The organism is Blautia sp. AM47-4, assembly GCF_003479865.1.
Lineage (GTDB): Bacteria > Bacillota > Clostridia > Lachnospirales > Lachnospiraceae > Fusicatenibacter > Fusicatenibacter saccharivorans.
Genome location: NZ_QUHY01000039.1, coordinates 1 through 19,270, shown reverse-complemented (window position 1 = coordinate 19,270; position 19,270 = coordinate 1). Strand labels below are relative to the sequence as shown.

The following is a 19,270-nucleotide window of genomic DNA, read 5'->3' as shown; positions in this document are numbered from 1 at the left end:
AGCGTTCGGATTTTTCGTAACCAAGATGATCATCCATTTCAGCTTCCATCATTTCCTTAATGGTGCCGCCTAAAAGATCCTTGAGCGCATCCTGAATGTCTTCTGCAGACTGGATATCGTACTCTTCCAGGAGCTGATGGATGATGTTTCGTTTTCCTTCTGTCATTTGTACACGATGTACAGGTTTCTTTTGTCTTGCCATAATAAAAGGCCCTCCTAATGATATTTATTGTATCATAGAAGAACCTTATAAACATTATTTTACAGAAAAAGTTTCATACTCTCTGATAAACTGGCTTCCACTTTTCTGGGCTTCATATGCATCGTCTCAATATTAATTTGGTTAAAATAAACAACTCGAAATGTTTTCAAACACGCTCTAGGGCGCTCCCTGGGCGAGACGCACATTGGGGTCAGACCCCCTTACGATTTTCTTACTTCGGAAACAGATGCGTCTATTTCGATAGAAATACTGTTTATCTGCACTAGGACTGACCATATTGGTGTCAGGCACCCCTAATTTATAGATTTATAAACCTTATTTTCAGTATTCCCTTTTCCTCGATTTTTTTTTGTTATATATCTTTCGGGAAAATCTTCTATTAATTTTGATAATTTTGCATAACCCAAATTCTTAATATTAAAATCCGGCTTATGTCTTTTTATATACGATCCCGCAGCACTTATATCAGTAAATCCTTCCTCATTTTGATATTTTATATTAGCTTCTTCAAGCCAACAATGTATCTCTCTCATATAGTCTCTGTCTACTGTTTCTTTAGCCTCATCATTATTTTTCTGAAATTCTAATCCATTTCTGCAATTACTCAAGATTTCATTATTATCCCTTTCCACAACTTTCTTGACGCTCTGTTCTTTTTGAGGTATCTCTATTAAGCTCAACGCCCACTTAGAATATTTTTTATCATATTCTATGATTTTTGCTTCTAAACTATCTCCTGCGCTAAACAGATCCTGTAAATTTTCAATATATTTGTCTGATATTTCACTAATATGTATATATCCAAGCTGCTTTTTTCCATAATGTAAAAATGATATGTTTAAAAAAGATTTGTTTAATGATTCAATTGTTACATTCACTATATTTCCTATCCGTGGTGGCTGTTTTGACTGAAAATAATGATCTTGTCTTCTGCCCAAAGAAAGAGCGGCCTGTAATCCTTGATGAACCACTATCTTCCATTCATCTGATATGATTATTCCATCGTCTCCCTTATAATTCCATCTATACATATTTAATCTTGGTATACAATTTCCAATGATTCCGACTCTATATAAATCTTGTAACACTTGCATAAAATGTTTATCTAGTACAGTATCTTTAAAGAGTTGTTCTACTCTTTCTTTTAGCTCATTAACTGACATGCATGATTTAAAACCATTAAAACAATTTATTATCATTTCTATGTCTTCTGTACTGTATAAGGCTCGTAATTCTTCTTTTATTTCTTCTAAACTATCTAACGAATATTGCTTCCTCAAAGCTAAAAAAACAGCAGTTGAAAATTTCTCACTTTCATTTTCTAAAGATCCTTTTGCTGCTGTGATTAATCTTACTATATCTCTAGGTTTGCACCAGCTATTATTTAAAATATAGCTTGCGGTATCTATTTCATGTATATTATCTGGAAACCAATCACTAATAAGTTCTTTTTCAGTACGCTTCCCATTATTATGCTCACTTATAAAGATTCGGCGCAATAATATTTGCAGTATAGGATGTGAAAAGGAGTTCGTATTATTATAATTCCATCTTAATGGCACCTCAAATCCAGAAACAACTTTATTCATCTCCTTAGTCACAATGTTTCTTGATATGGAATTTACAATTTCGGTTCGAATCGAACATATAATTTTTATATTACTCATTTCTGCGCTAGCAAAAATTGAGTTTATTCGTTTAATAGTAAAAATCATATCTCTAATCAAACATAAATCTCTATGAAAAATTTGTTCATCTCCAAAATAAGCTTCTAATTCATCTACAAATAAGTAATATGGAATGTCTGTTTTTTTCACCTTTCCTAATAAAGTTTCTGCTAATGTTACCAGTTCGATAAATTTATCCAGATTTCCTTCTTCATTTTTTGAATTCAAATCTATATTGATTTCAGGTGAAACCTCTGTTCCTGCCACTTTATCAGAAATTGGCATCGCCACTTTTAGCTTAGATGGAATAATATATTTTTTGGAGGTTCCGGGTCCATGAATACTTTTTACTGTCTTAACAAACTCCGACCAATTTCTATCATTCACAAAAATTCCATCTGAAAATGTTTCATTATCTTCAACAAGTTTCTTAAAAAAGATCCATCTCCATATATATTCAAATTCCGAATTATTCACCAATGTTTCGTTTTCTATATAAATAGAGGCAAGTAGTCTTTTTGAAAATCTATCCAGCTGACTTTTTTTCAGATCCGTAAATTCTTCTTTAAAAAAGATAAAAGAAGTACACGTTGCTTCATCTCCATTTCTAAGTAAACGATCTAAATAAAATAACAGCGCTGTTTTTCCCACTCCCTTATAACCAGTTATAAAAAATTTGTTTCCATTACATAAAGCATCCAAATCAAAATTTCTGGGGACAACAAATGCCTCTAGAAACTCTTCAACTCCCTCAAAATTAATTTCGTCTTTAGCATCTGGTTTCCCTGCATAAATATCTTTTATTTTTATACCATTCATATATCTTTCTTACCCCTTTCACCTCTTATTACCGTAATCTATACCATCAACAATTACATTTTCAAAAAGTTTCATCCTATGGCATGATTCTGCTGCTTTTACTTTTTTGTACTGTTTTCCATGGCGATCCGTGATTAGAATTCTCGCATTATGTTTTCATGTTAGCATAAGCATATTCTTTTATCAAGTCAACCGCTATGCCAATTTTTTTCACATTTGCAGCATTTGACATTGGGGCCAGACCCCTTTACGATTTTTGCGCTTAATAAACTTGGCTGTATAAATCTTTTGTAGCTTGTAACGGCAGTACAATATGGGACGTTTTACTATCTTGGTGCGTACCTTTATGAAAACGGAACAAAGATTACAATAAAAAACACGGTGCTTTATTCAGGTCTTTCTATTGGCGGTTATGTTCTTTCGCAGATGCTGTCAAATGAATATACTATTATGCTGAAAATGGTAGCTTTACTTGCCAACAACATTGGTTCTCTTTCAAGTCTACTCGCGATTTACGGAATAGTCAATCTACTTATAGCACTCCCAGGGATTTCGCTTTTAGTAGCGCATATTTATAAACAGCCTCTTTTTTGTACTCATTTTTCCTTTTTCTTACAAAGACTCCCATTGCGCACAAAATCCCCCCTGTTCTACCTGGAACGTTTTGACAGCTATTTCATTTTCTGCTTTTTTTCGCTGATCTACCCGCCCTTTTCGTACAAAACATCCTTCATATTCTCCAGCAGCAATTCATCGCAAAACTTTCGGCTCACACTTTTCCGGCTGATTCTGCTTCCTTCAAATTTTTGTATCCGCCGGTATAAATACAGCTCTCTCATATTGAACCCTATCATCATCAGTTCAAATATAACCTCTACTGCTGTATGACAGTAACAGTGTTTCGCATGATAATACGTTTTCAACTGATGGAATCCATTCTCTTCGATATCCCATCTGCGATTCATGATCTCCCACAGGATCTGGTAATCCGCATGCTCCAGCGTTGTCGCCAGCCACATCCACCGTTCTCTTTCTTTTCCTTCCTCTTTCCAGCTCTCATGATATCTCACCACCCGAAGTTTATTCGGGCTGTGGTCTATCTCAAATCCGGAAAGATCCCATACTTCAATACTCTTTTTTCCCTTCCTGAAGCTCCTTTTCCTCCCCTCGTCCCGCTGAAACATGCTTTCCGCATCCTGAAACAGAAGCCTTACCGCTTTTAAGTGTTCGAAATCCACTTTTATATAGGCCTTAGTCGAATCAAGAGATTCATGTCCAAGTATATCTGCTGTTAATTTAAGGCCTGTACCATTATTGAATATCTTTGATGCCGCTGTCCGACGCAAAGCATGTGTTCCTTTCCAATAGCCAATAATGTGTTCTTTTTCAAAAGCATTACGAATAACGTATCGGACATTTTCACGGCTCATACTGGTGTACCGATTTACATACTTTCTTAAAAGAAGATATTTTTCATCAGGAACAGAAGGTCTATATCGAAGGATATATTCTTCTAGAAGCTTTCCTAATTCAGCAGATAAAGGTAACTGTCTAACATGATTATTCTTTGTACTATGTATTTGAATCAACGCATTTGCCCATTTAATGTCACTCAACATAATGTTCGGAATTTCAGAACATCGTAATCCTAGATCGAGCATCAGGCGAATTATAATGTTATTGCGAATACCCATTTCTTCATCATTCTTATAATGAAAACGCAACCGTTTTTCCTCGTCTGATGTAAGTATGATGGGAACATTTGATTTTTTGCCAGTCAGCAGATGTAAGTGGTAATTCTAATACCGAGCTATTTATTACATATCCCTTATATTCGAGGAAGCGGAAAAAGTTTCTTAATGATGTAATATATCTGCCGATACTTGATGCTTTTATGTTCTGAAAAACCGTACATACATACTGTTTTATATCCTCAGCTGTTAATATTGACCAGTCATTAGGAATGACATCTAAAGAATCAAGAAAAGCTGAAATATGATGACATTCTGCTATCGCTGACATACTTGTTATGTGTTTGAATTCAGTAGAATATTTGAAGAATTCTTCCAGCAAGTCCTTATTTCTTGTTGTTTTATATTTCTGGTTCCTATTATAGTTTCTAAAGACTTCACCGGTTTGCATCTGAAAGAATAAACTTGAAGCAGGTCCTATGTTGTGTCTGGTGGATGGACTAAAAGTTTGATTATTATCGGTCAGGGTATAATTTATGTGCTCATACAAAAGTTGTGGTTCTGTTACATTCCATGAATCCGGTACTTGTTCTAACGCTTTCGTATAAGTATGAATTGTTTGTGGAGAATATCCCTTGTTTCTAAGGAATTTCTCAAAGTTGTGAATGATTTCTAGGTTTATAAGCTACCTCCTTTTCGATTAATAAGGTAACTATGACATTTTTCTTGATATATGTTAAGAGCCCATAACTAAGTTCGGCACATAATTTTTGCCAATGCAGAATCCCCGGATGGCACGTTCGCTGGCATTATTATCCATCGGGACATCCCCATTTTCAAGAAATACACGCAGATACCGTTCCTGGTTCAGGGCATAGGTAAATGCTTCCTTTGTTTTGCCGCTTTTGGGTACCCTGTCTGAATTCTGTTTCAGGTACGCAAAGAAAGCATCCACCAGTGGTTTTACCACCAGCTGACGCCGGGCAGTTCGTTCGTCTGATGAAAGACCTGAAAGATTTCCTTCCTCCCGGTAGATTGCACGGATCTGGTTCATGATGAGGTACAAAACAGACTGTTTCCTCCGGATATGTACAGAATTTCATATTTTCTTTATATGTTCTGACCCCAATGTGGTTATAAAAGGATCGATTATCTTTTGTACGCAGTTTGAACCTGCTGGCTAGTACAGCAGAATAGAAAACGAGTGCGATGCTACAATCTGCGAAGCCATTATTAATCGCATCATCCATAATTCTTACGAAGTAATGATTGACGGCCGCGTCTCTATGCGGAAGCGCCATTGAATTAAAGCTTCTCAGAAAGGAGCTGACAATGACTGATTACTGCACTTTCAACAAAGATCATAAATGTGTATCAAATGGACCCATGTAGTTGTCGTGTAGTAAAAAATGAAACTCGCCATCCCCGCTATCATTCAATTTTTTTTAACAATATCAAATTCACAAAGGTATGTATTCAATATCCTCTGATAGCTTTTACAATAGAAGATGTTTGCCATTTCACAATCACATTGGCACTATTCTTTACTCTTATTGATGTTCTTTCTGCTCCCCAAGGTTCAATGGCAATAATTTTCTTACCCATTTCCTGAGCAAGCTGAATTTCAATATTTATCCACTTACTATAAGTCGAATAAACCCCTGCAAGAATTAGAATACAACTTGCATGTTGCATCTGGTTGCGAATAGCTGCTTTCAATTGATAATCATAAATCGCATTATGTATAGGGTCATTTTTAGGGACGGAATAATTCTTATATGCAAAACATGGAGCTGCACCTAATAAATTGACAAGCTTTTCGTATGCGTCACTATACGTCCACGAATGACTTATAAAAATATTGTATATCATAATATCATATCACCTCAATTCTTGTTTAAGTTTATCGTAAAAAATAGGAGTTTCAATTTTTCTCCTACTTGAGATGCTTGAAAAGTCCCAATTGCTATATTGCTTATTTAATATTCTCTCTGTTCTTTTTCTAACGTCTACATATGTAGCAACATCTCTCGTTGTTTTTAATCTAGGCCAATAACTCAAATAGCTTGGCAAGTCAACATCTTCTTTTAAGAAGCTTGCTGTCGGCATATCAATTTGTGCAGACATACCTATTTCAAAAGGAACCCACCATGAATACTTTGTTGTTTCGGACATTAAAACGATTATATCCGTGCAATTATTGAGTTGCCCTTTAATATGCTCTGTAAGCGACTTGCCACCTCCATTGATACTATTATCCAGAACGTCTAAATATGTGAAAACACCCTCTTTTTCAAAAGCACTTTTTAGCATCAGAGCCTGCTGACTATCCACATTTTTATGTGATATAAAACCTTCATTACTTACCCTCCTATGTAAAACACGCACTTATTAACGCGTCTTTATTATTGGATAAAAAACTGAAATTGAATAGAGAACAATGAATATCCAAGGAATAGCTTTTTCTATTTTTTTCAATCGAACCTATTCATATTTTTTATTTAATCTATCCCACTCAACCGTAAACGGAGCCAGCGGAAGTTTCAACTCCATTTCGTTAATTATTTCATATTTTACACTATTTAACTTTCTATAGCTGTTAATTGTACAAATCCATAAAATACAAATTGCAACCCCTATTGTAAAAGTGAAATACTTTTATAATGAAGCGAAAACGTTATAAGTACAAATAATGCAGTATTGTGTGTGATGAATATATTGTTCGCATTATTACACTTTTCAGATATTCCGTTTGCCTCCGCAATCCAGGTTTTCCATTGCTCAAGTACAGCATTTTCTTAATCACCTTCAAACTTTTCTTTATTTAGGATTTTAAGTTTCCTATATTTTAATCCATCAATCCTTTCCATAAGTTGTAAACAATTAACCAGACGTGCTATCACTCTCCACTATATTTTCTTTATCTTCTTCCTTAGATGCCATGTGCCGCAAATATAAGATTCCCATTTCTGCTTCTAACATTCTCTGATAATTCGGCAAAAGATCATCTACAATCAATCGCTTTAACTGATTAATTTTCTTTATGTCATTATTATCTTCAATGAATCTTTTTCCATAAGTCGAAATAACCAATATTCCTTCGACAAACTTCTCAGCATTGTTACTAAACATCATCTTCACACCAAATATTGAACCAATTTTATCGTGTCTCTTATCTCGTGCACTCATATAGTATTTTTTATTATTTTCCTCATTTTGTTTGTCATTATAAAAAACAACCGTATCTTTTCCCAACAATGTATGATATACCGTATCATTTTGATTTACAAAATTATTTAATGGAGTCTGCATTGTCTGCTCCCTCCCAATAACCCATCTCCAATCCTTATCGCTTTGTTGATTTCCCTTAACCTCACCATCTAGCTCATAAACATACTTATATATAAAAGATACAGATACAGATTCTTTATTAATAGCTGTGATTTGTGCAATAACATTTTTAAACGAGTTGCATATTTCTCCGATATACTCATGCACATTGTATGGTATGGCTTTCTCTGGTATATAAAATCTTTCTTGGTTGTCTTTTTTATAAGAGCTCTTAACAATATAATTGCGTTTTCTTTCATTTAATTCATATATACTTGAATATGCATCCCTTGCTATTTTATTTTTAAAATTGTTTTCTTCCTGATCTTCCTCCAACTTACTAAGTTGATAGATAACGAATAAATCCACCACAGACAATATTATTAATATAATTCATTTTGCTTCTGCTGAAATATATTTATCATCTATTTCTAAAACAAATGGAATAAAAAATGGAATAACCGTTCTCACTCCAAAATTAAAGATCTTGACTTTATCTAATTTTTTCAATATTTTCGTCATCTATTTCCCCCTCATTTTCTAGCATTGTATTTTAAAAACGTCTATCCTTTGATAAATTCCAATAATGTAGACCTAATGCAGTTAACTTACAAGACTTATTTTCCATTGCTGCAAAATACATATGCTCTGCTCCAACAGGTTCTATGAGGCCAACACTTTCAAATAACTGTAACTCTTTGAACACTCTAACATGTTCTGCATCTGCATAAGGTTCTATAATCTGGTGTTTAACTTCCGGTGCATTTGTATACTCATAAGATGGATCTAGTTTAAACTCATCCGTTGAATTTTTAAAATATGTACTCAATTTTCTCAGCATCATTTTCGGAACCTTTGCCTGTATAGTTCTCAATGGCAAAAACTGCGAAATATTTGTCTTGAATACCGGACGCTGCTGCCATGCACCTAATGACTGATCCACAAATGAATATAAACTCGCAGGTGTAATATTACCGCTAATATCTGCAGCCCCTCCCTTTAATCCTTGTATAAGTAATTCGGTAAATACCCCATGCTGTATAGCGATACTTTCTGCAGAAGTCTGCCACGGTTGACTTGCTGCTATTATCGTTACTCCTTCTCCCAACACAGAATTATTATTAAGCAATATGGACTCCCCCATCTTAGCTGCAAAGCAACAGTCCAAAATAATAACCTTATTCTTACAATGGGATTTGTTAGCTGTTTCCAATACATCTGTCATTCTAACGCCATAATCACCTTCCGCAAAATCCGTGGTACAAAGATATCCGCCATCACAATCCGCACCATGTCCGGAAAAATACAGAAGCGCTATATCTGCATCATCCGCAAACAATTTTTCGATATGTATTTTTAAATTCTTTTTTGTACAGCTATCAGTAATTGCAACCACATCAAAATTAGGAGAACCATCTCCATTGGATTCTATCAGTTCCTTCATTGCAACTGCATCATTACTGCAACACGCTAATTCACAGCCCGGATACTTATTTAAACCAACTATTAATGCTTTTTTCATTGTCCTCTTTTTCCTCCTTCAAAATAATATTTCCGAAAAAAAGCTCTGTCTCACTCACATCCGCACTTTCACCACGGAATCAAGTTTGACAGAGCAATTTCATTGCCCATCCCAACACTGGCTGTTTGTTTACCAATAAGCATTTCCAGTTTTGCAATAAAATAATATGAATTCAAATTGGGATATGGTTTATAAACTTTATATCTATACAATATCATAATTCTCGCATTCTTGGTATTTCGTTATAAAGAGTTATCTATATCGTTATAACTTCACATATTAATTTTGCCTTTATACGCTTCCAGTATCTCAATATAAATCTTTAACAATTGCCTCTTTTCCTGCGACATCCCCCGATAGTTTTGAATAAGGATCATCTCTTCTGCATTAAATTTTTCATCTTCCCCGATCAGTTCCACTATTGTTATATCCAGGGCTGAACAGATTCTTAGTAATGTATCTACATACGGTGTCGTTTTTCCATTCATTAAATTGCTTATACTTGAATTCGACAGATTTGTCGCTTTCGCCAAAGCATAATTTGTGATGTTTCTCTGCTTGCAAATATCCTTCAATCGTTCAAACATCATCTGATATTCTTTTTCCGAATCGTACATAAATCAAAATCCTCTTCCCTATATTTATTCCTTATCTCCACCGCAAACTCCTGGTCCATCGTATTTGCGATACTTCTTCATTATATATACGTTTCTCAGACAAATAAATTACACTTTCACATACTTTTCAAACTTGTAGCATTTTTTCATCATCATAAACCAATATAATGCTATCAAACCTCAAAATCTCCTCTCCCATTTCTCCCCCTCTTCCGTTAAACTACATACATAAGGCAACTAACATGGAGTTTTTCTCCACACCACACATTAATTAATAGAGAGGATTTTCGAATGAAAAAAGCACTTATCACCGGTATCACTGGTCAGGATGGCTCTTATCTTGCGGAGTTTCTGTTAGAAAAAGGTTATGAGGTTCATGGTATCACCCGTCGTGCTTCGCTTGCAAATACGGCTCGTATCGAGCATATTATGGATAAAATCACACTGCATGACGGTGACCTTTCTGATTCGTCATCGCTGATTCGTATTATCAATATTGTCCAGCCGGATGAGATTTACAACCTGGCTGCACAGTCTCATGTACAGGTTTCTTTTGATGTTCCGGAATATTCCGGCGATGTGGACGCACTTGGTGTTCTTCGTATTCTGGAAGCATGCCGCATTCTTGGCCTTACCAAGAAGACAAAAGTTTACCAGGCATCTACTTCTGAATTATATGGAAAAGTAGAGGAAGTTCCGCAGCGCGAAACAACTCCGTTCCACCCATACAGCCCGTATGCGGTTGCAAAACAGTATGGCTTCTGGATCGTGAAAGAGTACCGCGAAGCATACGGCATGTTCGCTGTCAACGGTATTCTGTTCAACCATGAATCCGAGCGCCGCGGTGAGAACTTCGTTACCCGTAAAATCACACTGGCTGCCGGAAGAATCGCAGAAGGTATTCAGGATCATCTGGAACTTGGAAACATGGACTCTCTGCGTGACTGGGGTTATGCAAAAGATTATGTGGAGTGCATGTGGATGATTATGCAGCATGAAACACCGGAAGATTTCGTCATCGCAACCGGCGAGCAGCATACCGTACGTGATTTCACCGAAAAAGCATTCGCTGCAAACGGCATTACCATCCGCTGGGAAGGCACCGGTCTGGAAGAAAAAGGCTACGATGCAGAAACCGGCAAAATGCTGGTATGTGTCAATCCGGAATGGTTCCGTCCGACCGACGTTGATAACCTCTGGGGCGATCCGACCAAGGCCAAAACCGTTCTTGGATGGAATCCGCAGAAAACAACGTATGCTGAATTAGTAGAAATTATGGCAAAGCATGACCGTCAGCTTGCAAAACAGGAAAAAGCCATGAAAGCCGCACTTTAATTTAGGAGATGCAAAGATCATGATGGAAAAAAATGCAAAAATTTATGTAGCCGGACACCGCGGAATGGTTGGTTCCGCCATTGTAAGAGAACTGAAACGCCAGGGTTATGAAAATATCATTACCCGTACCCACAAAGAACTGGATCTCTGCCGTCAGGATGCTGTCGAGGCATTTTTCGCAGAGGAAAAACCGGAATATGTCTTCCTCGCTGCTGCAAAAGTAGGCGGCATCGTTGCAAACCAGGAAGCACTGGCAGATTTCATGTATGATAACATGACACTGGAAATGAATGTCATCCACTCTGCGTGGAAAAACGGCTGTAAAAAACTGGAGTTTCTTGGATCCTCCTGCATTTACCCGCGTATGGCACCGCAGCCAATGAAGGAAAGCTGTCTGCTGACTTCCGAACTGGAAAAAACAAACGAGGCTTATGCACTTGCAAAAATCTCCGGCTTAAAATACTGTGAGTTTCTGAACCGTCAGTACGGAACTGATTATATTTCCGTTATGCCAACCAATCTTTACGGACCAAACGATAACTATCATCCAACCCACAGCCACGTACTTCCTGCACTGATCCGCCGCTTCCATGAAGCAAAGGTTAACAATCTGCCGGAAGTTACCTGCTGGGGCGACGGCTCTCCGCTGCGTGAGTTCCTGTATGTCGATGACCTTGCAAATCTCTGTGTCTTCCTGATGAACAACTATTCCGGAAATGAGACCGTAAACGCCGGAACCGGAAAAGAACTGACCATCAAAGAGCTGACAGAGCTTGTTGCAAAAGTAATCGGTTATAATGGAAAAATCAATTGGGACAGCACAAAGCCAAATGGTACTCCAAGAAAACTGCTCGACGTATCCAAAGCAACCGCTCTTGGCTGGACCTACAAAACCGAGCTGGAAGACGGCATCCGTCTCTCCTACGAGGATTTCCTGAACAACCCGATGCGTGCAGAAAGATAACGGAGAAACTTTATGAATATCGTTTTATTATCCGGCGGCTCCGGCCAGCGCCTGTGGCCGCTTTCCAATGATATCCGTTCCAAGCAGTTTATCAAAATTTTCCATACGGCAGATGGTGAACTGGAATCCATGGTACAGCGCGTTTACCGTCAGATCCGTACGATCGACAAGGATGCAACGGTAACCATCGCGACCTCAAAATCACAGGTTTCCGCCATCCACAATCAGTTAGGGGAAGATGTCGGCATCAGCGTTGAGCCTTGCCGCCGTGATACATTCCCGGCCATTGCGCTTGCCGCAGCCTATCTGAAGGATGTAAAGGGAATTTCCGAGGACGAACCTGTCGTTGTCTGCCCGGTTGACCCTTATGTGGAAATTGATTATTTTGATGCCTTAAAAGACCTCGGTGCCCAGGCTGCTTCCAGCAATGCCAACCTGGTTCTGATGGGTATTGAACCGACCTATCCAAGCGAAAAATACGGATACATTATTCCAGACACCCAGGCTCCTGTCAGCACGGTGTCGATGTTCAAAGAGAAACCGACCAAAGAAATTGCAGAACAGTATATTTCCCAGGGTGCTCTTTGGAACGGCGGTGTTTTTGCTTTCCGTCTTGGTTATGTTCTGGATCGCGCTCATGCATTAATTGATTTTGAAAACTACGAAGATCTTTTCAGCAAATATGAAACGTTAGACAAAATCAGTTTTGATTACGCAGTGGTAGAACACGAGGACCGTATCGAAGTGATGCGTTTCTCCGGCATGTGGAAAGACCTTGGAACCTGGAATACTCTGACTGAGGCCATGGACAGCCACAATGTCGGCGAAGCACTGTTTAACGAAACCTGCAGAAATGTGCACGTAGTCAACGAGCTGAATCTTCCCGTACTCTGTATGGGTCTGAAAGATATTGTAGTTTCTGCAAGCCCGGACGGCATCCTGGTTTCCGACAAAGAGCAGTCCAGTTACATCAAGCCCTTTGTCAATACCCTGGATCACCGCGTTATGTTTGCAGAAAAATCCTGGGGCAGTTTCCGCATTCTGGATATCGAAAAAGAAAGCCTTACGATTAAAGTAACTTTAAATCCGGGTCATCAGATGAACTACCACAGTCATGATTTCCGGAACGAAGTCTGGAACGTTATTTCCGGCACAGGACGTGCCGTGATCGACGGCGTTGTTTACAATGTTCACGCCGGTGACACCCTGCAGATGAATGCAGGTAGCAAACACACCATTTTTGCTGATACGGAACTGCAGATCATTGAAGTCCAATTCGGAAAAGACATCAATGTACACGATAAACATAAATACGATCTGCCGTCCCTTTTCTAAATTGTAATGAAAAACCGCAAACCATTTTCTGCCCGATCTGCTGAAAATGATTTGCGGTTTTCTGTTTTACCATTTTTTCCGGTATTCTCCCGGACTCATTCCTTCTATTTTTCGAAAACGGCGCGCCAGATAATTTGCATCATTCAGGCCAATTGCCGTACTGATTTCATCTACAGTCAAATCTGTAAATCGAAGAAGATTTTTCGCCTGTGTAATACGTTTTTCTTCGATATACGAAATAATTGTAACTCCATACGTTTCTTTAAAAATCTTTGTCAGATAATATTTGTTGATAAAAAACTTTTGTGACAACAGTTCCAGCGTAATATGTTCCTTATAATGCTCATCCAGATAATGTTTTATACCTTCCAGATCGATTCGTTTTCTGGAATGCGTTGTATGCTCCGGATGCCATGAATTATCCATTAAAACATAAATCAATCGATTCAATATCTCATTGATCTTCATATCGCGCACATAACTGTCTGATCCTGCCGTGGCATAAAGCTCCGTCATAACCTGAACCAACTCCGAAATTTCTTTCGGATGAAATACGGGCATTCCCCCGCGTTCCTGATATTTCTTATAAATATCAGGCATAATATGCCCATAAAAATGGCACCATTGCAATGTCCATAAATCCGTAGACGTTGCGTGGGAATATGGTTTGCGGCAATCAATAAAAACGCAATCTCCAGCCTGAAGCGGATAGCTTTTTCCATTAAACTCCAGTTCTCCCGACCCGGAAGTCACCAGAAACACCAGGTAAGATGCCAAATGTTCACGGTGTGAGGTATGTGCAGAAATCGCATGCAGAGAACCTGTTTCCTGCAGATACAGAAGCGTCGTACGCGCAAATCCGGAAGGCGTATATAAGATGCGCTGTGAGGACACAGAAGGAGAGGATGATGAAAAATAGTCCATTCTCTTTCCTCCTCTCCTTCAACTTTCTTATTTCCAGCTGAAGCACATTCCATAAAAACCATCAGCCTGTTCTTTACTGTTAAACACAACTTTGATCTTTGCTTGCACTGTACAATCATTATTAACCACAAGTATATGACGCTGAGAAAAATCGTAATCAAATGTCACTGTTGGCGATTCAAACAACTCTCCATCCACATAAATATCAGCTTTATTATCTCCCGATTCATACGTATAATCGATTCCCATAATTCCTGACGCAGCCACATTCAAAATAAATGTTGTATCATCCACACGTTCAAAATCAGATTCTGCATCGTACCAGATAAAATTATCAAATCTATGTACATTTTCATCAATTACATCACAATCCGCCATCTTGCCAGTAGATGCTGCCACATTATCATCAATTATTGCTTTAACAGTTTCAAAATAGATTCCTTGACCGGCATCGTTCGGATGAACTCCGTCATCAGACAATTCCTCATAATTTTTTCCAGAATTGTTAAACGCTGCAATTGTATCAGCTACTGGAATGCCATAATGTTCACAAATGCTCTGAATTGTTGTCATTTTATCCGTATACTCACGTTGAGAGGATTCTAGAATAGAAATAATAGAACAATCTGGGTATCTGCTTCTGATCGCACGAATAATCGATTCGTAGTTTGTAGAAAAACCATCTATACCGTCGTTTTGTCCATAACAGATGATAGCTAAGTCATAATCTATACCATCATTTAAAGCCATTGTACGGGCATAGCCCGCATAGGAAGCATTTCCTCCCATAGAGATATTGGTAAAAGAGATATTTCCCTTATCAATTGTCTGTAAATATGCCTGCAACTGTCCAAACCATTCTGTTCCATCGCTTTGAGTACCAGCGCCAGCACCAATCGAATCACCGACAATCAAAACATTCACATCAAATCCATCGGACAACTTCTGATAAAAACTGTCCTCCGCTTCCTTCTGTTTCAATGCTGCTTTTTGTTCTTGTCTTTCCTGAAAAACTTTTTTATTAAGCCTCTGAAGTTCTGCTGATCTCTGATCTTCTTCTGTTTTGTCCAACCATAAAATCCCACCTAGAAGTACTGCCAATACAACACATAAAATTCCTACTACAAGGTTCGTTCGTGAATTATCGTGATACCCCCCCGCTTATTTCTTCGCCTCATCTTAACAGTTCCTCTCCTTCCTAAATCCTATTTTACAACACCTTTTTTCAAAATGATGTTTGCATACTGTGCAGTTTCTCCTGTTGCTACAACACAATACGCTTCTTTAGCACGTTCATAATACGCAAATCGTTCCAACGTATGTACATGCGCTTCTGGTTCATATTTTTTCAGAACTTCTTTATACTCACCCCAAATAGGTGTTTTTACCGGATCTCCCGGAACAACTTCCATTAATATAAAGTGATCCTCATCATATTGATCCAGAGGAAACAGCTGTAAAACAGCGTCAAGCAATTCCACAGCACCGATTCCGTCTGCCCGAACTACCTGTTTTCCTGTGCTTACGGTTGGAAAGTTTGCATCCGCAAAAACAATTTCATCTCCATGTCCCATTTCATTTAAGATTTTTAAAAGCTCCGGAGATATGAGCGGTGATATTCCTTTTAGCATATGTTCCTCCTTCTATGCCAGCGAACAGCGCCATACATCAACACCACTGTCCTGAAATACTTCGTGCAGCCGTTTCCGCACATCTTCCTGCGTTACGCCCTTTTTCAGCACTACCTGAAGGAAACCGCCTCCGCCGGCACCGCAGATCATCTTTCCATCGATCAGATCTTCCACGGAATGGAAAATCATGTCAATACATGTATTGGTACAGCCCGCATCGAGCTTCTTTGATAATTCCCAGTGCTGATTCAAAAGCTCTGCAAATCCATCGATATTTCCTTTTTCCAGTTCAAACCGCATCAGAACCGCTGTCTGCTGGATCTCATATAAGACATCCACCGCATCCTCGATTCCTCCGACGTATCTTCCAACGACATCCCGCAGCAGATTTCTTGCCAGTCTGCGCTGCCCGGAATAGATCAGGCAGAAACGCTCATCGAGTTCTTTTCTTGTTTTTTCACTGATTTTGCACGGCACACACGTAATTCTCTGTCGAATTGCCGGTTCACTCGAAACCATCTTGATTCCCGGTGCCAGACCTCCGACCTGATCCTGCCATCCGCCGCCGGTAGACATAATCTGTTCCATGCAAAGAACACGGTCATACAGCTCTTCGTCTGTTACCTCTTTTCCCAGCATCTCATACAGCGCTTTTACACAGGCACCCGCCAGAATCGAAGATGTTCCAAGGCCGGAACCGCGCGGGATATTGATGACCTGCGTGGAAAGATACAGGCCGCTTCCCAGATTTTCCGTGATTTCCTGCACGGAAATCGGATCCTTATATGGAATCACGCCGCAGGCAATCAGTGCCGCTTTGTGCAGGGCAAACGGATCGTATGGATTGCTGGAATCCTGTAAACTGGAAATATCGGTAAAGGTCTGCTCGGCACCACTGTCCGCACTTGCGAGAACAATCACCGGTTCGTCGACTTTCTTAACCACAACTTCGATCGGGCAGTTTCCGTCCAGCATCACAGCCGCATTCAGTACGGTTCCGCCATGTTCCATGCAGTACGGCGGTGTATCACTCCAGCCGCCTCCCCAGTTCACACGGACCGGAAGATTTACGGTAACCTGATCTTTTCCCATTTTCGCATCGGCATCATAACAAAGACCTTTTACAGCTCCGGCAAGAATACCGCTGCTGATGGTCGCAAAGCAGGAGTCCATATACTTTTCATCAAAACAGGACAGAACATAATAAATTCTGATCTTTCTGCTGAACTGATCAAGCTCTGTCTCGCTTAATCTCTGTGCTTCTTTCAGCAGTTCACCTTTCACCCGCTCTGAGATACCATCCCGCATCTGCTCAACCAGTCTGGTTAAATTTTCCTTTCGATCAATTGCCTCCAGAATTTCTTCCAGTTCTACTTTATCCGATACCTTCTCCTGCCACGGCAGCAGTGCAGAAAGATCTGCTTGGTTAAAGCTGTCTTTCAGTGAAATCGCATCTTCCCGAATCGGAAAACCTTCTCTCCAGGCTTCCAGTGTCTGATGCACTGCCTCTTCCATTGAATCGCATACTGGATAAATCGCAGCTTCCCAGAGCGGCATCGGCAATGTTTTTCCAAACAGCAATGCTCCTTCGGATTGTCAGAAACACCGTACATGCGGACAACAAATTTTCCATTCTGCTGTTTCAGTCCATGCAGAACAGTATGCGCAGGAATCGTCTGACCATCTAATGTCACGCCGGAAATCACACACTCTTCACCTATCTGTGACTTATTGCGAATCATACAGTCTTCCAGGTAGCTTCCCTTTCCAATCTCTGCATTCGGGCTGACGTAACTGTTCGAAGCTGCAAAATCCGCTTCCTCCCGATTCGTGTTGATGTTCGATGTCCATCCCAGATAATAGAATTCATCCATCCGCTCTGTCATAAGCTCACGCAGTTCTTTTGTCGTACCAAAGTGGATAAATGCAGCCGGTGACATTCGAATCAGTTTCATCTGATACGGATGCAATACACTCCACAACTCCGTTCTGCACTGTTCCAGTTCCGGCGTAAAATCACCTTCCGGTGTTTCTTTATAATACTGCTCCAGCGTAGAGTCTGATGCCAGAGGGTAGAGAAAATCAGCATAAAAGGAAAGCCTGGTACTCTCATTCACATAAGCTGCAAATTTTTCTTTCGTATCCACCAGCTGGTACAGCGCCTGCAGCATCTCACTGTTGAAGATTACCGCTCCTGTATCGATATCTACATTTCCCTGATCATCCGAAGCTCCCAGTTTCTGCAGCTGCTCCACTGTTTTTTTGTGCAGGAAACCACCTACATTTCCTTCGCTGTCAACCCGGTAAACACCGTGATTTTTTCCGATCTCCGCCGGCTCTTTAATCGAAAGCGCCGCTGCACCTTTGCCATAAAAATCAATCTGCAGCGGATTGAACAGCAGCAGCACATCGCCGGAACACACCAACATACCAGCATTCATCCGTGCGGCCACACCACTCATGGAAATCATAAATTCATCAAACAGAGTAGAACGTTTTCCATTCGGCAGAACACGTGGCACCGGTGAAAATAACTTTCCGCAGGCAGAATACTGCGGCACCCGCTTGCTGTCGCCGCCGGAATGGATTACCAGAATCCGCTGATTCTCGAATGAGCCTGCATTTTCATGAACGTAGCGCAGAACATTCAATGTGGCGCCGCCGCTGCCTACTCGTTTTCCGTCTGGATCCGGAAGAACTGCATAGTGTGTCGACTCTGGAATCATATGGTGCTCCAGACGATACTGAATCTGTGTACGGTACGATGCAGCCTGCTCCTCATTGGATGCTGTGAGAATTACATAATCCCATAACGGCAGATTCGGCGCTTCCAGAAGCGCGGTGTACTGGTTTGTGCAGTCGATGTAGGACTGCTGTAAAAATAGAGTTTTGTGTGACATGTCTTTTCTTTGTTCCTTACTTTATCATTGTAGTATTAATTTCTGTCCCTCTCCAGGGAACATCGTTTTTCAATCATAGATTGAAACACCTGTATTTTAGTATATCACAGATTTTGTCAAAAATCTTCCTTTTTTCATTACATTTATTGACTTATTGATTCGTAAATTTCGCAGATTTCACTTTTCATTCTTTGAACAATAGCTTGCAACGGTGTACAAAGGGAACATAATAAAAAACTTAATAATGGACTGCCAATCTTACACAAAGTACCGCCCAAACGAGACTACGGGCGGTATTTTTGTATCATGGCG

19 protein-coding genes and 1 pseudogene are annotated in these 19,270 nt (G+C 39.5%); 3 read left to right on the top strand and 17 right to left on the bottom strand.

The window, feature by feature from the left end:
* The 12 genes and pseudogenes from DW965_RS16870 to DW965_RS16820 form a co-directional block, all read right to left on the bottom strand.
* Window positions 1-166: transposase (locus DW965_RS16870; RefSeq protein WP_442857835.1), on the bottom strand; the 166-nt coding region annotated here is incomplete at its 3' end.
* A 350-nt stretch (window positions 167-516) separates the two neighbouring features.
* Entirely contained in the window at window positions 517-2,709 is a 2,193-nt protein-coding gene (locus tag DW965_RS16865; protein WP_119198624.1) for a P-loop ATPase, Sll1717 family, read from the bottom strand.
* A 701-nt stretch (window positions 2,710-3,410) separates the two neighbouring features.
* Window positions 3,411-4,433, bottom strand: coding sequence for a tyrosine-type recombinase/integrase (locus DW965_RS16860; protein WP_119198623.1), 1,023 nt, complete (start codon window positions 4,431-4,433; stop codon window positions 3,411-3,413).
* Window positions 4,417-4,950 (bottom strand): site-specific integrase, encoded by a 534-nt coding sequence (locus DW965_RS16855; RefSeq protein WP_119198622.1) that lies wholly within the window; start codon window positions 4,948-4,950, stop codon window positions 4,417-4,419. The genes DW965_RS16860 and DW965_RS16855 overlap by 17 nt, the downstream gene beginning before the upstream one ends.
* A 219-nt stretch (window positions 4,951-5,169) precedes the next feature.
* Window positions 5,170-5,481: pseudogene (locus DW965_RS16850) on the bottom strand (IS66 family transposase); the annotation flags it as partial.
* Window positions 5,482-5,876: 395 nt separating this feature from the next.
* Window positions 5,877-6,272: a TIR domain-containing protein gene (locus DW965_RS16840; protein ID WP_243036672.1), complete on the bottom strand. Its 396-nt coding sequence runs from the start codon at window positions 6,270-6,272 to the stop codon at window positions 5,877-5,879.
* A 9-nt stretch (window positions 6,273-6,281) separates the two neighbouring features.
* Complete coding sequence (locus DW965_RS16835) at window positions 6,282-6,788, bottom strand: TIR domain-containing protein (protein WP_243036671.1); 507 nt, start codon at window positions 6,786-6,788, stop codon at window positions 6,282-6,284.
* A gap of 96 nt (window positions 6,789-6,884) precedes the next feature.
* Window positions 6,885-7,040, bottom strand: coding sequence for a RipA family octameric membrane protein (locus DW965_RS22700; protein WP_442857834.1), 156 nt, complete (start codon window positions 7,038-7,040; stop codon window positions 6,885-6,887).
* Window positions 7,041-7,283: 243 nt separating this feature from the next.
* Window positions 7,284-8,066: a hypothetical protein gene (locus DW965_RS16830; protein WP_147398809.1), complete on the bottom strand. Its 783-nt coding sequence runs from the start codon at window positions 8,064-8,066 to the stop codon at window positions 7,284-7,286.
* Between the two features lie 57 nt (window positions 8,067-8,123).
* Window positions 8,124-8,252: a hypothetical protein gene (locus tag DW965_RS20460; protein WP_256372865.1), complete on the bottom strand. Its 129-nt coding sequence runs from the start codon at window positions 8,250-8,252 to the stop codon at window positions 8,124-8,126.
* 31 nt (window positions 8,253-8,283) lie between these two features.
* Window positions 8,284-9,252, bottom strand: coding sequence for a caspase family protein (locus DW965_RS16825; protein ID WP_118700101.1), 969 nt, complete (start codon window positions 9,250-9,252; stop codon window positions 8,284-8,286).
* Window positions 9,253-9,524: 272 nt separating this feature from the next.
* A complete protein-coding gene (locus tag DW965_RS16820) occupies window positions 9,525-9,869 on the bottom strand; it encodes a helix-turn-helix domain-containing protein (RefSeq protein ID WP_118700100.1) in 345 nt (114 codons plus the stop codon).
* Window positions 9,870-10,160: 291 nt separating this feature from the next.
* Between DW965_RS16820 and gmd the strand changes: the two genes are divergently transcribed.
* From gmd to DW965_RS16805, 3 genes are read left to right on the top strand one after another with little or no spacing between them, the layout of a single operon-like run.
* Window positions 10,161-11,204, top strand: coding sequence for a GDP-mannose 4,6-dehydratase (gene gmd, locus DW965_RS16815; RefSeq protein ID WP_055228363.1), 1,044 nt, complete (start codon window positions 10,161-10,163; stop codon window positions 11,202-11,204).
* A 22-nt stretch (window positions 11,205-11,226) separates the two neighbouring features.
* Window positions 11,227-12,168 carry a GDP-L-fucose synthase family protein gene (locus DW965_RS16810; RefSeq protein ID WP_334291844.1) on the top strand — a complete coding sequence of 314 codons (942 nt, stop codon included), beginning with the start codon at window positions 11,227-11,229 and terminating at the stop codon, window positions 12,166-12,168.
* Between the two features lie 12 nt (window positions 12,169-12,180).
* Entirely contained in the window at window positions 12,181-13,503 is a 1,323-nt protein-coding gene (locus DW965_RS16805; RefSeq protein ID WP_118697876.1) for a sugar phosphate nucleotidyltransferase, read from the top strand.
* A 66-nt stretch (window positions 13,504-13,569) separates the two neighbouring features.
* On the opposite strand, the gene DW965_RS16800 is transcribed toward DW965_RS16805, so the two are convergent.
* The 5 genes from DW965_RS16800 to DW965_RS20200 all read right to left on the bottom strand — a co-directional run bounded on the left by DW965_RS16800 (window position 13,570) and on the right by DW965_RS20200 (window position 18,958).
* Window positions 13,570-14,427 carry an AraC family transcriptional regulator gene (locus DW965_RS16800; protein ID WP_118697875.1) on the bottom strand — a complete coding sequence of 286 codons (858 nt, stop codon included), beginning with the start codon at window positions 14,425-14,427 and terminating at the stop codon, window positions 13,570-13,572.
* Window positions 14,428-14,454: 27 nt separating this feature from the next.
* Window positions 14,455-15,498, bottom strand: a complete 1,044-nt coding sequence (locus tag DW965_RS16795; protein ID WP_158581125.1) for an SGNH/GDSL hydrolase family protein — start codon at window positions 15,496-15,498, stop codon at window positions 14,455-14,457.
* Between the two features lie 134 nt (window positions 15,499-15,632).
* Entirely contained in the window at window positions 15,633-16,058 is a 426-nt protein-coding gene (fucU, locus tag DW965_RS16790; protein WP_118697873.1) for an L-fucose mutarotase, read from the bottom strand.
* Window positions 16,059-16,070: 12 nt separating this feature from the next.
* Window positions 16,071-17,615, bottom strand: a complete 1,545-nt coding sequence (locus DW965_RS20205; RefSeq protein ID WP_243036670.1) for a GHMP family kinase ATP-binding protein — start codon at window positions 17,613-17,615, stop codon at window positions 16,071-16,073.
* Window positions 17,498-18,958, bottom strand: a complete 1,461-nt coding sequence (locus tag DW965_RS20200) for a fucose pyrophosphorylase domain-containing protein (RefSeq protein ID WP_243036669.1) — start codon at window positions 18,956-18,958, stop codon at window positions 17,498-17,500. The genes DW965_RS20205 and DW965_RS20200 overlap by 118 nt, the downstream gene beginning before the upstream one ends.
* Window positions 18,959-19,270 lie beyond the last annotated feature (312 nt).

Excerpts from the sequence above, each read along its gene's own strand:
- DW965_RS16810 (WP_334291844.1), top strand. The coding sequence starts at position 11,227 with ATGGAAAAAAATGCAAAAATTTATGTAGCCGGACACCGCGGAATGGTT.
- DW965_RS16805 (WP_118697876.1), top strand. The coding sequence starts at position 12,181 with ATGAATATCGTTTTATTATCCGGCGGCTCCGGCCAGCGCCTGTGGCCG.
- DW965_RS16820 (WP_118700100.1), bottom strand. The coding sequence starts at position 9,869 with ATGTACGATTCGGAAAAAGAATATCAGATGATGTTTGAACGATTGAAG.
- DW965_RS16825 (WP_118700101.1), bottom strand. The coding sequence starts at position 9,252 with ATGAAAAAAGCATTAATAGTTGGTTTAAATAAGTATCCGGGCTGTGAA.
- gmd (WP_055228363.1), top strand. The coding sequence starts at position 10,161 with ATGAAAAAAGCACTTATCACCGGTATCACTGGTCAGGATGGCTCTTAT.
- fucU (WP_118697873.1), bottom strand. The coding sequence starts at position 16,058 with ATGCTAAAAGGAATATCACCGCTCATATCTCCGGAGCTTTTAAAAATC.
- DW965_RS16865 (WP_119198624.1), bottom strand. The coding sequence starts at position 2,709 with ATGAATGGTATAAAAATAAAAGATATTTATGCAGGGAAACCAGATGCT.
- DW965_RS16840 (WP_243036672.1), bottom strand. The coding sequence starts at position 6,272 with ATGATATACAATATTTTTATAAGTCATTCGTGGACGTATAGTGACGCA.
- DW965_RS20200 (WP_243036669.1), bottom strand. The coding sequence starts at position 18,958 with ATGTCACACAAAACTCTATTTTTACAGCAGTCCTACATCGACTGCACA.
- DW965_RS20460 (WP_256372865.1), bottom strand. The coding sequence starts at position 8,252 with ATGACGAAAATATTGAAAAAATTAGATAAAGTCAAGATCTTTAATTTT.
- DW965_RS16800 (WP_118697875.1), bottom strand. The coding sequence starts at position 14,427 with ATGGACTATTTTTCATCATCCTCTCCTTCTGTGTCCTCACAGCGCATC.
- DW965_RS20205 (WP_243036670.1), bottom strand. The coding sequence starts at position 17,615 with ATGCCGCTCTGGGAAGCTGCGATTTATCCAGTATGCGATTCAATGGAA.